General features: G+C 70.0%; 11 protein-coding genes and 1 pseudogene. 4 read left to right on the plus strand and 8 right to left on the minus strand.

Translation table 11 applies throughout. The features are described from left to right. Positions 1-39: 39 nt before the first annotated feature. From AB5L97_RS16280 to AB5L97_RS16295, 4 genes and pseudogenes are all read right to left on the minus strand, one after another. Positions 40-1,392: a class-II fumarase/aspartase family protein gene (locus tag AB5L97_RS16280; RefSeq protein WP_307958445.1), complete on the minus strand. Its 1,353-nt coding sequence runs from the start codon at positions 1,390-1,392 to the stop codon at positions 40-42. Between the two features lie 10 nt (positions 1,393-1,402). Beyond that, positions 1,403-2,846 (minus strand): annotated as a pseudogene (locus AB5L97_RS16285) (cation:dicarboxylate symporter family transporter). Between the two features lie 143 nt (positions 2,847-2,989). Next, the gene (locus AB5L97_RS16290) at positions 2,990-3,727 is read right to left on the minus strand and encodes a GntR family transcriptional regulator (protein WP_369045431.1); all 738 of its coding nucleotides are present in this window, start codon (positions 3,725-3,727) and stop codon (positions 2,990-2,992) included. A 76-nt stretch (positions 3,728-3,803) separates the two neighbouring features. Further along, positions 3,804-5,033, minus strand: a complete 1,230-nt coding sequence (locus tag AB5L97_RS16295; protein WP_423246798.1) for a CynX/NimT family MFS transporter — start codon at positions 5,031-5,033, stop codon at positions 3,804-3,806. 81 nt (positions 5,034-5,114) lie between these two features. Here AB5L97_RS16295 and AB5L97_RS16300 point away from each other — a divergent pair, with 81 nt between their 5' ends. From AB5L97_RS16300 to AB5L97_RS16310, 3 genes are all read left to right on the plus strand, one after another. After that, entirely contained in the window at positions 5,115-5,870 is a 756-nt protein-coding gene (locus AB5L97_RS16300) for an SDR family oxidoreductase (protein ID WP_369045432.1), read from the plus strand. Positions 5,871-5,968: 98 nt separating this feature from the next. Further along, positions 5,969-6,418, plus strand: a complete 450-nt coding sequence (locus AB5L97_RS16305) for a PaaI family thioesterase (RefSeq protein ID WP_369045433.1) — start codon at positions 5,969-5,971, stop codon at positions 6,416-6,418. Between the two features lie 296 nt (positions 6,419-6,714). Then, positions 6,715-8,682 carry an FAD-binding monooxygenase gene (locus AB5L97_RS16310; RefSeq protein ID WP_369045434.1) on the plus strand — a complete coding sequence of 656 codons (1,968 nt, stop codon included), beginning with the start codon at positions 6,715-6,717 and terminating at the stop codon, positions 8,680-8,682. A gap of 160 nt (positions 8,683-8,842) precedes the next feature. On the opposite strand, the gene AB5L97_RS16315 is transcribed toward AB5L97_RS16310, so the two are convergent. Next, entirely contained in the window at positions 8,843-9,670 is an 828-nt protein-coding gene (locus tag AB5L97_RS16315) for a phosphotransferase (RefSeq protein ID WP_369045435.1), read from the minus strand. A gap of 32 nt (positions 9,671-9,702) precedes the next feature. Further along, positions 9,703-9,999, minus strand: coding sequence for a hypothetical protein (locus AB5L97_RS16320; protein WP_307958452.1), 297 nt, complete (start codon positions 9,997-9,999; stop codon positions 9,703-9,705). A gap of 246 nt (positions 10,000-10,245) precedes the next feature. Here AB5L97_RS16320 and AB5L97_RS16325 point away from each other — a divergent pair, with 246 nt between their 5' ends. After that, entirely contained in the window at positions 10,246-10,731 is a 486-nt protein-coding gene (locus tag AB5L97_RS16325) for a hypothetical protein (protein WP_307958453.1), read from the plus strand. On the opposite strand, the gene AB5L97_RS16330 is transcribed toward AB5L97_RS16325, so the two are convergent. After that, on the minus strand, positions 10,728-11,996 hold the full coding sequence (locus tag AB5L97_RS16330; RefSeq protein ID WP_369045436.1) for a serine hydrolase domain-containing protein: 1,269 nt from the start codon (positions 11,994-11,996) through the stop codon (positions 10,728-10,730). The genes AB5L97_RS16325 and AB5L97_RS16330 overlap by 4 nt on opposite strands. 12 nt (positions 11,997-12,008) lie before the next feature. After that, complete coding sequence (locus AB5L97_RS16335; RefSeq protein WP_369045437.1) at positions 12,009-13,682, minus strand: serine hydrolase; 1,674 nt, start codon at positions 13,680-13,682, stop codon at positions 12,009-12,011. Positions 13,683-13,695: the final 13 nt, after the last annotated feature.

Genomic DNA, 13,695 nt, shown 5'->3' on the forward strand with positions numbered 1-13,695 from the left:
GGGCGGGCGGGCGGGCGGGGGTCGGGCGGAAGGCGAACATCAGCGCCCGTGGGCCGCGAGGACCTGCTTGGTCATCTCCCCCGCGCTTCCGAGGTAGCCCGACGGCTCGCACAGCCCGTGGATCCGAGCGGCACCGAGCTTCTCCACGAGGATGGGCTCGGCGAGGAGCTGCTCCTCAAGGGTCGTGCGGGACTCGATGGCCGCCTTGCACGCCCCGTACACCACGGTGTGCGCGCGCTGCCGTCCGAGCGCGGGCGCGACGGCCATCATGACGGCCTCGGCGACGATGAGGCCGCCGGTCAGGCGGGTGTTGGCGCGCATGCGGTCGGCGTCGACCTCGAGGCCCGAGAGCATGAACTCGGCCTGGTGCAGCGAGCTCGAGATGAGCAGGAACGACTCGGGCACGGTGGCCCATTCGAGATGCCACGGGCCCGTGGCACGCTCGAAGTCCTGGATCATGGCATCGAGCATCGTGGATGACTTGTCACGCAGCATCTTTGCCGCGGCAAGCATGAGCTCGCACGAGATCGGGTTGCGCTTCTGCGGCATGGTCGAGCTCGCGCCGCGGCCCATGACGAACGGCTCCGCGGCCTCGCCGAACTCCGACGAGCACATCAGCATGACGTCGAGCGCGATCTTGCCGAGGGACGCTCCGACGGAGGCGAGGAGCGTGACGATCTCCGTGACGCCGTCGCGCGCCACGTGCCACGTGATCTCCGGATCCCGCAGGCCCAGCTCGGCGGCAAGCCCGGCGCGCACCTCGAGCCCCTCGGGCCCGGTACCGAGCGAGGCGAGCGTCCCCGCCGCCCCGCCGAACTGGACCATGAGCGCCCTCTGAGCCACTTGGGCGAGCCGTTCCGAGTGGCGGTCGAGCGCCGAGAGCCACACGGCCGCCCGGAACCCGAACGTCACGGGCAGCGCGTGCTGGAGGTGCGTGCGGCCCGCGGTGATGGTGTTGAGGTGGGCCTCGGCGAGCCCTGCGACGGCGGCCCGGACGGCATCGAGCTGCTCCCCCACGATCCGCAGGCCCTCCTTGCACTGGAGCATCGTGGCGGTGTCCATGATGTCCTGCGTCGTGGCGCCCCAGTGGATGAAGCCGCCGTCGTCGCCGCACTGCTCGCTGAGCTGCTCGACGATCGGCAGGATCGGGTAGCCCACGATGTCCGTCTCGCGGCGCAGCCGCTCCTGGTCGAGGCCCTCGAACGAGGCGGTCGCGGTGATCCGCGCCGCGGCGTCGGCCGGGACCAGCCCGACGGCGGCCTCGGCCCGGGCGAGCGCCGTCTCGGTGTCAATGATGCGGCGCACGTAGGCCTCATCGCTGAAGACGTCGCGCATGCCGGGGGTGCCGAACATGTCGCGGAACAGGAGGGAGTCGTAGACGGTGCTGCTCATGGTGGTTCCTTTACTTCTCTGCGGTGACCGAGGCGGCGGATGCGCGGACGACGGCGGGCGGCCGGGCGGCGTCGTCCGTCGCCACGGCTGGGGCCTGGACTGGAGAGGGGTTACGGGGGCCGGCGATATCGTGGCCGGAGGGCGAGGCGTCGAGCTCGGCGAGGAATTCGCTCGGGTTGGCGAGGGCCCAGGCGAAACGGCCGCGGTCGAGTTCCTTGGTGAGCCGCGAGATCACGACGGTCGCGACGACATTGCCGAACGTGTTGCAGAACGCGGTGGCCATGGACATGAAGCGGTAGACCCCGAACAGGATCGCGACGCCCTCGACCGGGAGGTAGCCGGTCGCGGCGACTGTCGAGGCGAAGACGACGTACGTTCCGCCTGAGACGGTCGCTGCGCCCTTGGAGGTGAGCAGCATGATGAGCAGGAGCCCGATCTGCTCGGGCCAGCCCATGTGCACACCGTAGGCGTTGGCGAGGAAGAGGGTGCACACGGCCATGTAGATGCTCGTGCCGTCGAGGTTGAACGCGTATCCGGTCGGGACGACGAGGCCCACGCTCTGCTGCGAGCAGCCCATCGCGGGGAGCTTGCGGAGGAGCCCCGGGAGGGCCGATTCCGACGACGCCGTGCCGAGCACCATGCTCATCTCGTCGCGCACGACGACGAGCAGGCGGAACAGATTGAACCCGGCCGCGAGCGCCACGAGCCCCAGGACAACGGTGATGAACACCGCGACGACGATCCAGTACTCGGCCACGAGGGCAGCCAGGGCCACGAGCATCGATGAGCCATTGGACGCCACTGAGTAGGCGATGGCGCCGAAGGCGCCGATGGGGGCGAGCTTCATGACCACGTTGACGAGGCCGAAGAACGCCTCGGAGATCGTGTCGAGGCCTGAGCTGATCTTGGCCAGGACGTCCGGCTTGATGGCCAGGAGGCCCGCGCCGAAGATGATCGCGAGGATCACAACCTGGAGCAGCTGGGTGGACGTGAACGCCCCGACGAAGCTGCTGGGGAAGACCTGCGTGAGGAATCCGTCGAGCGAGTGGTCGCCGTTCGTGGCCGGGGGTTTGCCGGACGACGACGTCAGCGCGCCTGCGCCTTGGCCGACGCCGAGCAGGTTTCCGGCGAGGAGGCCGATCGCGAGGGCGAGCGTCGAGATGATCTCGAAGTAGATGAGGGCCGAGAACCCGATGCGGCTCGCGCGCTTGAGGTTCCCGGCGGAGGATGCCCGTCACGACGGTGAGGAAGACGAGCGGCGCGATGCCGGTCTTGATGAGCGCCAGGAACAGGTCACCGACGATCTTGAGGGACTTCGCGAAGTCCGGGAACGCGAATCCGACGGCGATGCCGAGGACCATGGCAATCATCACCTGGGCGCCGAGCCCCCGGTACCAGGCCTTCCTGGGCCGCGGCGCGGTGGCCGTGGACATGAGCTGTTCTTGCGACTTCATTGACGCCTCACCTGTCTAGACATTTAATCTGTCTAGACAAATGTGAGGCATGACGCAGACGGGTGTCAAGGCCTCTGCTGCCTCAGCGCGGCGAGGGCGGGCGGCGGGACGAAGCGGAGCGGGCCGGAGCTCCGACCGAAACCTCAGCCCGCGCGCTCGAGCACCGACTCGTAGACGAACGATTCGCCCGGGTGCACACTCTCGACAACCTCGAACACGGCACCGTCCCCGTCGACGTAGCGGCGGGTCAGGCGCAGGCCGAGGCTCCCGGGCTCGCGGCCGAGGAGTGCGGCCGTGTGCGGCGGGATCTCGATCGCCTGGATGCTCTGGAGGACGCGCACCAACCGCCGTCCGGTCCGGGCGGCAACGATGTCCGCGATGAGCTGTTCGCCGCTTCCCAGCTCACCGGAGACGGCGTCGAAGTCAGACTCGAGGAGGTAGACGTCGGCCGCGGAGACCGGGGCGCCGTACTCCCCCGAGTGCTGCCCGGGCAGGCGGCGCGTCGTCGCGATGCGCACGAGGCGCGTTTCCTCGTTGACGCCGAACCAGCCGGCCGCAGCGCCGCGCGCTGGTAGCCGCTCCACCGACTCGACGCGCCGCCTGGCCTCCTGGCCGTATTGCGCGAGCTCCTCGATCGAGGTGAGCCGCGAGTGGAACTCGTTGGCCGGCGTCGTGCGCAGGACCCGCGTCCCCTGGCCCTTGCGGCGGGCAATGAGGCCCTGGTCCTCGAGCTGGGCGAGGGCGGAGCGAACGGTCTCGCGCGAGCAGCCGTACTCCGCGGCGAGTGCCGGCTCCGCCGGCAGGAAGGCACCGACCTTCCAGGCTCCCCGTTCGATCTTGCTCGCCAGATCGGCCGCAATGGCCTTGTACCTCATCGTCATGCCGATGCCTCCCCGCGTGCCCACTTGTCTGGACATATTAGACACCCGTCCGCGAGCGCGGCCGTCGAGCCCCGCCTCAGGCGTCGACGTTGCGCCGCCGCCCGGCGAGGTATCCGAACACCGACGCGCCCACCCCGATGACGAGGAAGGTGTACCCGGCAGGCACGAAGCTCCCCGTCGACTGGTGGATCTGCGCCACCATGAGCGTTCCCACGGACCCGACGCCGTATCCGACGCCCTGCATCATGCCGGACAGGTTCACGGCCGTGTGCGAATCGCGGGTGCGGAGCATGATCATCGTCAGCGCAGCGGCGGTCAAGGCCCCCTGACCGAGGCCCAGGAGCGCGATCCAGACCCAGATGAGCTCGAGGGGCCCGAGCACGCTCAGCGCGAAGCCGAGGGACGTCATGACCGCGAGCGTGACGTTGAGGGCGCGCTGGTCCCACAGGCGCGCCGCGAGCGTGGGGGCGAAGAGCGAGCCGAGGATCTGGAGCCCGATCGACGCCGACACCATGAGCCCCGCCGTCACCCCGTCGACCCCCCTCTCGCGCAGGATCGGCGCGAGCCACGCGAACACGCTGAACGAGGTCATCGCCTGGAACAGCATGTACAGGGTCACGTGCCACGCGGTGGAGGACCGCCACACGTTCGTCCCGCCGCCCTCCACCCTGCGGCGGACCGGGCGCGCCCGCACCGCGACGGGAATGAACAGGAGCGTGACGGCAAAGGCGGGGAACGCCCAGGAGAGGAGCGCGGAGCTCCAGCTCCCCGTCGCCTGGAAGAGCGGGTAGGTGATGCCCGCGCCGAGCGCAGCGGACGCAACGATCGCCGCGGTGTAGAGGCCGCCCATGAGGCCGAGCCGGTGGGAGAAGTCCTGCTTGACCTCGCTCGGCAGGATCACATTGCACAGCGCAATCGCCGCACCGCACAGGGCCGTGCCGAGGATGAGGCCGGGGAGGTGCCCGGCGGCGCCCCACTCGGAAGGCCGGACGAACAGGCCCGCGGTCAAGAGGGCCATGGCCCCCAGGAGAACCCGCTTCGGCCCGAACCGTCGCGCGAGCACCGGTGCGAGCGGTGCGAAGATCCCGAGAAGTGTCACGGGCGCCGTCGTGAGCAGGGAGACGGCCCAGTCGGGCACGGAGCCGCTCGCGCGGATCTCGGTCAGCACCGCCGAGAAGCTCGAGAAGGCGGTCCGCAGGTTGACCCCGATGAGCACGAGGCACAGGCCCAGGAACGCAAGCCGCCCGGGGCTGTGCTGGGAGCTGCCCGCGGGCGGTGCATCTGTTGGTGCTGTCACTCGTGCCACGTGTCAGAGGGTATCGGTCAGACCACACAGGTTTCGACTCCGCTCAACCACCGGACAGCCCTACCACCGTAGGCTGGGCGCATGAGGATCGCCGTTGTGGGTGGAACCGGCACGGCCGGATCGAGGGTCGCAGCGCTCGCGCAGGAGCAGGGGCACGATGTCGTGGTGATGTCGCGCAGCAGCGGCGTTGATCTCGTCACGGGCGCAGGGCTCGCGGAGGCGCTCGACGGCGTGCAGGTCGCCATCGATGCCTCGAGCCCCACACCGCCGGATGAGAGCATGAGCCGTTTCGACGCCGTCGTGCGCTCTGCCCGGAATCTCGTGCACGCGTGCGTGGACGCCGAGGTGCGCAGGCTTGTGGCCCTCTCGATCGCCAATGTCGAGAAGCCGGACTTCGACACGTTCAGCTACTACGTGGCCAAGCGCGATCAGGAGGAGACCGTCCGGAACAGCGGACTCGAAGTGTCGGTGGTCCGCTCGGCGCAATGGTTCGAGTTCGCCGAGCGCTCGAGCGCCGTCAGCTACGAGCCCGACCGCGTGACCGCCCAGGACTGGTACGTCCAGCCGATTGCGGTCGACGCCGTGGCCGAGGTCCTCGTCCGCGAGGCCACCCGCAGGCGGGCCCAGGATGTCACCATCGCGGGCCCCGAGGCCGTCCGCCTCCCCGACCTCGTGCGGCGGCTCCTCGCAGCCCGTGGCGACGCGAGGCCGGTCATCGTCGTCGAGCCCCCGCTGCCCGGATTCGGGAACGGGGCGCTGCTCGCCGGACCGGGAATGGAGATCCTCGGCCCGAACGTTGCTGGCTGGATTGCGGGAAGGCACTCCCGGCTGGCATGAACCGGCCGCGTAACTTCGGGGCCGACCGCGTCGGTACAGGAGGTGGAAGCGTACTGCGCCCACTCACTCCACCGCCGTCCCAGCGAAAGGACCCCCGCGTGCCCCTGCCCGCCAGCCTCGAAGAATTCCTGACCGCGTGGGACGCGTTCCGCGCGGGCATCGGCTTCGAGGAGATCACGGACACGCTGGGGATCGAGCCGCACGCGTGCGACGGCGCGACGCTTGCCATGCGCATCCCCCTCGCCCCGCGCCTGCGTCAGGCAGGCGGCATGTTCTCAGCCACGGCGCTCTTCGGCGCCGCGGATGTCACGGGGACGTTCCTCGCGATGCAGGCCCTCGAACCTGGGCTCTTCCCGCTCGCGGTGCAGTCGAGCCTGAACTTCATCGACAACTCGCGCAGCGGCCCCGCGGTGGCGACGGCGCGGCTCGTGCGGGCGGGGCGGACGATCGTGGTCGCCTCGGTGGATGTGGCCGACGCCGACGGCAAGCTCCTCACGACCTCGAGCTTCACGTACGTGCCGAAGCCGTTCAGCCCGAAGGGCGACTGACGGACAGCTGAGGGGCAGTTGAGGGACAGCTGGGGCCCTCCGGGCAGAGAGCCGCCGACCCCCTCACGCGGTCAGTAGTATTCTGCAAAGCAGAACGCATAGATCGACGATAGGCCTAGATATGGGCTTCTTTGCCGATCTTGGCTCCGATTTTTCTGCACAGAAGAACTTATTAGCACTTTCGTGAGCCGTGTCACTAGCCTTGGTGACAGGGGTCCCGCCCGGCAATGTCGCCCGCGGGATCCAGCCCGGGGTCCACGGACCCGAGCGATCAACGCGAGCAACGAGGAGCAGCCATGCAGTTCTACCTTGACGGTTACCGCCCCGGAGACCCCGACCTCCGCCCCGCGGCCCCGGGGGGCGTTGAGCCCCGCTCGGGCAGCGGCGAGCTGCCCCAGGAAGTCGACGTCCTCGTCGTCGGCACCGGCCCTGCCGGTGTGGTGCTCGCGGCCCAGCTCGCCGAATTCCCCGGAATCACCACGCGGGTCGTCGAGCGCCGCAACGGACCGCTCGAGCTCGGCCAGGCGGACGGCGTCGCATGCCGCACGGTGGAGATGTTCAACGCGTTCGGCCTCGCGGAGAAGCTCATGCGCGAGGGGTACTGGGTCAACGAGACCACGTTCTGGGGCCCGGAATCGGCGGACAGCAGCGGGATTGTGCGCACAGGACGCGTCCAGGACGTGGCCGAGGGCCTCTCCGAGTACCCCCACGTGATTGTCAACCAGGCGCGCATGCAGGAGTATCTGCTCGAGCACATGCGCAACTCCCCCGCCCGCCTCGAGCCGGAGTACGGCCTCGAAGTCACCGACGTCGAGGTCCTCCCCGACGGTGGCGACTACCCCGTGAAGGTCACCCTGCGTCGCGCGGCTGACGGCGAGGCAGGCGCTGCCGCCGTTCCGGCTGAGGCGAGCACCGTCGTCGTGCGCGCCAAGTACGTGGTGGGTGCCGACGGCGCACGCTCGGCCGTGCGGAAGTCGCTCGGGATCGAGCTGCGCGGCGATGCGCGCAACCACGCGTGGGGCGTCATGGACGTACTCGCGGTCACCGATTTCCCGGACGTCCGCGTGAAGTCAGTCATCCAGTCGCCCTCGGGCGGCAACATCCTCATCATCCCCCGCGAGGGCGGGTACCTCGTGCGGTTTTACGTGGACCTCGGCGACCTCGATCCCGCCGACCGCGATGCGCGCAAGCGCTTCACCCGTGAGTCCCTCGTCGAGGCGGCGCAGAAGATCCTGCACCCGTACACGCTCGAGGTGAAGGAAACCGCCTGGTGGTCGGTCTACGAGGTGGGCCAGCGGATCGCGGACCGGTTCGACGACGTCTTGGACGCCGAGCGAGGGACCCGCACCCCGCGCGTCTTCATTGCCGGCGATGCGTGCCACACCCACAGTGCCAAGGCCGGTCAGGGCATGAACGTCTCGATGCAGGACGGATTCAACCTGGGCTGGAAGCTCGCGGCCGTGCTCGAGGGGCGCAGCCCCGAGTCGCTCCTGGACACCTACGCCGGGGAGCGCAAGGCGATTGCTCAGGAGCTCATCGACTTCGATCTGCGCTTCTCCACGATGATGGCGGCCAAGCCCAAGGACCCGGAGCACGCCGAGGCCGGCGGCGTCGACCCCGCCGAGAAGCAGCAGATCTTCACCGAGGCGGGCCGGTTCACTGCCGGATTCGCCACCGAGTACACGCCCGCTCTGCTCACCGGCACCACCCAGCACCAGGCTGTGGCGACGGGCTTCCCTGTGGGCCAGCGCTTCTACTCCGCACCGGTGGTCCGGCTGGCCGACGCCAGGCCCGTGGGCCTCGGGCACGTGGCCGAGGCGGACGGCCGCTGGCGCATCTACGCGTTCGCCGGCGCCGGGGACCCGCAGTCCCCCGAGTCGGGCATCGCGGCCTTCAGCCGGTTCCTCGCCGAGTCGGAGAACTCGCCGGTGCGCCGCTTCACGCCGGACGGCGCGGACCCTGACGCCGTGTTCGACGTCCGGGCCGTCTTCCAGCAGGGCCATCGCGACCTCGCTCTCGAGAAGCTTCCGGAGTTCCTCATGCCGCGCAAGGGCCCGCTCGGGCTCGTGGACTACGAGAAGATGTTCACCGCGGACGCCGCCGGATCGGACATCTTCGAGGAGCGCGGGATCGACCGCACCCGCGGCGCCATCGTGGTGGTCCGCCCGGACCAGTACGTGGCACAGGTTCTCCCGCTGGACGCGCACCAGGAGCTCGCCGACTTCTTCACGGGGTTCATGCTGCCGACCGCTGTCCTCGTCTGAGCCGCACGACGGCTCGCGCTGACGGCCGGTGCCCGTCGGGCTGAGACCGGCGCCCGCCGCATGGCAGGCCCTGACCGGCATGACCGGTGTGCGCGCGCACCTGTTGTGCCGGTCAGGGCCTGTTAACGCGCAGAGGTCTTCGAAGGCGTGCGCCCCGGCGTCACCGCCCCACACCGAGGCCCACCGTGATCCGGTCCCCTTCGGCCTCGAGCCACTCGAGCCGGCGCAGGATCGTCTCCCCCACGCCGTCCGCCCACATCCGCGCCCAGCCGCCTCCGAGCGTCTGGGCGCGGTGGCGCATAAGGTGCCAGGACCGCTCGGTCCTCCGGATGGCTGTGGGCACCAGCAGGGCGCGGGCGGGGTCGTCGAGGCCATAGGCATCCGCGACGAGGCGGGTGCGCACGACGGCGTCCGCTCGCCGGAGCGGATCGCTGCGGTCCTGCTCGGGAGACAGCGGGGCCCAATGCAGGCACAGGTTGACCACCTCGTCGACCCGCGTGGCGGGCCTGAGGAGGTCGAAGTCGATGAGGGCCACGGCCTGGCCGCCGCGGAACACGACGTTCTCGGGCGTGACGTCCAGGTGTCCGATGAACCGCTCGGCCCCGTCGGGCACGGAGGGCTCGGGCGGCATGCCCGGCAGGTCGGGCGGGGCGACCGCGTCGAGGAGGTGGGCCGGAGGCTCGAACCCGGCCACGGCGTCGTCGTACGCGCGGAGCAGCCGGGCCACCGAGGCGAGGCGTGCATCATCGGCGAGCCAGGCCGGGTGCGGGCGGCCGGCGACCTCGCCCTCGACGAAGGTCAGCACCTCCCGCCCGCGGTCGTCGAGGCCGAGGAACCGCGGGGCACCCTCGAACCCGACGGACTCAAGGTGCCCCAGGACGGCATGGACGAGCGGCGAGTGCGGGCCGAGCGGCCGGCGCACGGTGCCCCCGACGCGCACGATCCCCTCAGTGACGTCCCCGCCGGGGAGCGGGACCTCATTGGTCACGGCGGCTGAGCGACGTCGAACCTCCGGAGGGCTCAGTGCTCGTCGTAGTGGTGCTCGTGCTCGGCGTGCTTGTGCCCGCCGTGGAGGTAGTCCACGTGGTCGCCGTGCTGGATTTCCGCGTGGCCGCAGCCGGGCTCGTGCCTGTGGTCGTGGACGTTGTGCTCTGCGACGTGCTCGTGATCGTCGTAGTGGTCCACGTGGAGGGCATGCCGGTGGTCGTCGTGCACGTAGTCGACGTGGTTGCCGTGCTCTACCGTCTCGTGTCCGCAGCCGTCACCGTGCTCGTGCTCGGTGACAGTGTGGCTCTCGTGGACGTGCGTCTTCGTCATCGTGACAAACCCCTTCGCCTCGGGTTCCGCGGCCCGGCATCTCGCCGAACGCTTGTCGCCTAGCCTACGGACGGCGCCCGGGCGCGGCCAGTCCTGCGGACGACCACTTGGCGCAGATCCGGGCCCTGCGAGGGACCTAAGGACGTAGCTGTGGCGGTGCGTGGCCGAAGGTGATCGGCCCGATAGCATCCTCGGGGACGTTCACCGCCCCACCCCGGCACCACACCTTCGATCCTGGGACTCGACGTGCTCTTCCGCCTCGGCTACCGCCTGTTCGTCAAGCCTGCCGCGCGCATCGCGGCGGACGTCGCGTCGGCGGTGACCCAGGGGACGATGGGCCCGCCCGTCGAGCGGTCAAGGCCCGGGCGGGACTGGTGGCTGACCACCCTGCTCGCGAGCGCGATCAGCGCCGTAATCGGGGTCTGGTACGCCACGACGACGTGGCCCGCGGCGCTCCTGTGGTTCACGATCGCGCTGGCCCTGCCTGCCCGTGCGGTGAGCGAGGGCCTCCGGACGGTGCCGTACTTCCTGCTCGCCGCCGTCCTGCTCTCGACCGTTCCCGTGGTGGGGTGGTGGCTCGCGGGCGCCGTCACGGTCGTCGCGCTGGTCGCCACCGTCCGCGCGTGGACCAGATGGAGGTCCCGCGCCCATGCCGAGGCCGCGATGTACCGGAGCGAGGAGCAGGTTCCCGCCGGCCAAGGAGCTGCCGGCGGCCCAAGCGGCCGGCGTTAGGACGGCGGGACGGGAGGGGCGTCGTCGGGCGCGGCTGCGGCGCCGATGAGACGGAAGAGATCCTGCGCCCGGTTGGGGGTGTTCCCCGAGCTGTCGAAGGCGTCCGCGCTGTAGGTGGCGGCGACGGCGACGGCGATCTTCTGGGATGGGAGCGAGGCCTCCACCGCGGAGTACCCGGCAAACATCGGGTTCTGCAGGAGCCAGTCACCGCTGATCACCACGCCGAGCCCGTAGGTGTACCCGACGCTCTGCTGCGCGCAGGTGGGGCACCCGTCGATCTTGCTGCCCTTGCCGCGCAGGCTCGGGCTGACCTGCAGTGCATGGGATTCCGGCGAGAGCAGCGTGCCCGAGCCGATCGCGTCCGCGGTCGCGGCCATATCCGCAATGTCCGTGGTCTGGATGGCGCCGCGGGCGAGCGTCCAGGACGGATTCCAGTACGTCGAGTCCTCCAGGAACCGGATAGCGGCCGGGATCTTCAGCGGCTCCCGGCGCTCCGACGTGTAGGCGTGGAGGACGGGCTCAGGGATCGCTGGAGAGCCGGGATCGCGCGTGTTTCGGAGCCCGAGGGGCCCGAGCACCTTCTCCTGCAGGAGCGCATCCAGCCGCATGCCGGTGATCTTCTCGAGGGCCAGACCGAGAAGCACGTAGTTGGTGTGGGCGTAGTCCCAGTTGGTCCCGGGCTTGTAGAAGAGCGGCTTGGACGCGCCGATCGAGGCGAGCTCCTCCGGCGTCCACGTGTGGAACGGGTCCTTGTACAGCGCGTCGATGAGGCCTTGGTCCTGGACGTAGTCGGCGTAGCCCGAGGTCATCTGTGCGAGCTGCCCGAGCGTGACGCTGTCGCTGTGGGGCACCTCCGGGAGCCACTTGGAGAGCTTGTCGTCGAGGCTGACCTCCTTCGCGTCGACGAGCTGGAGCAGCGCCGTGGACATGTACGAGATCGCCACGGCTCCGTTGCGGAAGTGCATGTCCGTGGTGGCGGGCACCCCCGGCATGGACTCACCGAACGCCTCGGTGATGACAGCCTGGCCGTCCACCGTGACCCGCACAATCACCGCTCTGAGGCGGTCCTTGGCCATCGTGTCGGTGACGATCCCGCGGACCTTCGCCGCGAGTTCGGGGTTCACGGACGACGGCGCGCTGGCGCCTCCCGTGGTCGCGGCGGCGTCCGCGGTCGGCTGGGGCGTGCACGCGGTGAGGGTGAGGAGCGCGACGACGGCCAGGACCGCGGATCCGTGCGCCCATCGTCGGGGCACGCGCCCGGACATCACACGGCCCTCTCAGCCATGATTCCCGCTGCCCTGCCGGACGAACGTCCCCAGGCCGGTCTTGTCGTAGAAGTCCAGCCTGACGCTCGAGGCCGCTCCGTCGGCCCCGAGGGCAAAGATCGCTCCGGCCAGGCCGTTGCCGTTCTCGCCCACCGATTCGAAGGAGAAGGTGTCTCCGTCGAAGTGCGTGAGCCGGAACGTGGTGGGCTTGCCGGAGGGGCCCATCTGCAGGGTGAGCTCCCCGTCCGCCTCAGCCACGGCCATTGGGCCGTAATAAGGGTTGGCGTAGCTCCCGGTGTAGGCAGTGTTCGCGCGGGCCGGGGCGCTCTGGGCGGGGGGCTTGGAGTAGTCGACCGCCGGCTTCTCGGACTCGTCCATCGCCCGGAAGACGCCTCCCGTGAAGCTGAGCCAGTCGACGGTGGGGTCTCCGTTCTGGGCGACGTCGAGGAAGCCCGCGCTGATCGCCTCGGGGATGCCCTCGGGCCGGCCATTCGTCAGGACCACGATTCCCAGCTGCTCGCCGGGCAGCAGGGCCACCGCCGTCGCTGCGCCGAGGTTGAAGGCGCCCGAATGCCCAAGCTGGACCCGGGCGTGGTCGTCATAGGAGACGTTCCAGCCCATGCCGTAGAAGCGGGTCCGGGCGGCGGGTCCGGAGGGTGGCCCGGACACGATCTGTGGAACGTGGGTGGCCGCGAGCGCCTCGGGGTCCACGACGGTCTGGCCGCCGTAGGAGCCGGCCGCCAGCTGCAGGCGTATCCACTCGGCGAGGTCCCGGACTGAGGAGCTCGCGCCGCCGGCCGGTGCCTCCGCGTCGGCGTCGCGTGCGTACTTGGCCACCCAGCCCTGCCCATCCCGGACGTGGATGAGCGCCTTGTCCGCCGCATTGAGGTAGTCGCGGTGCCGGTAGCTGGTCGAGTTCATCTTCAGTGGCTTGAACAGGACCTGGTCGGCCAGGTCCTCCCACGGCATCTTCATGGCCGCTGCCGCTGCGACGCCGCCCTCGGTGAAGCCGAAGTTGCTGTAGTTGTAGCTCGCGCGGAAGGAATCAAGGGGCTGCTGGCCGATGTGCGCCAGGATGTAGGACTGGTCGAAGCCGAGGTCCTCGAGCAGGTCGCCGGACCCGGTCCTGAGGCCGCCTCGGTGGGACAGCATGTCCTCGAAGGTGGCGTTCCGGGTGACGAACGGGTCACTCAGCGCGAATCCCGGGTTGTGCTTGATGAGCGGATCGGTCCACTGCACGGCCTTGCGTCCCACAACCGCCGCGATGACGGTCGAGGCGAGGGGCTTGGACACCGAGGCGAGCTGGAACACCGTGTCCGGGCCCACCTTCTCGGGCTTGCCTGCCTCGCGCACGCCGAAGCCCTTGAGGTAGGCGACCTGGTCCCGGTAGACGACCGCCACGGCGATGCCAGGCACTCCGGTGCTCTTCATCGCATCCTGGACAATCCCGTCCAGCTTCGCCAGGGCGCTCTTGACCTTCTCCTGGTCAAGGAGGGGCGGGACCTCCCGCGCAGGGCTCGGCGCGAGCGAGGCCGTGGGGGTTGCCGAGGCTGCGTCCCGGGCGGGGACGCAGGCGGAGAGGAGTGGAGCTGCTGCGACTCCCGCCGCGCCGGCTCCCAACACCTTGAGCAGGGTGCGCCGCCCGGCCACGTGGTTCGCGGCCGTGTCCGGTCCGGGGGACGTCATCGTTCTGAGGGGT

Origin of the sequence: Sinomonas sp. P10A9 (genome assembly GCF_041022165.1) — a bacterium.
GTDB lineage: Bacteria > Actinomycetota > Actinomycetes > Actinomycetales > Micrococcaceae > Sinomonas > Sinomonas puerhi.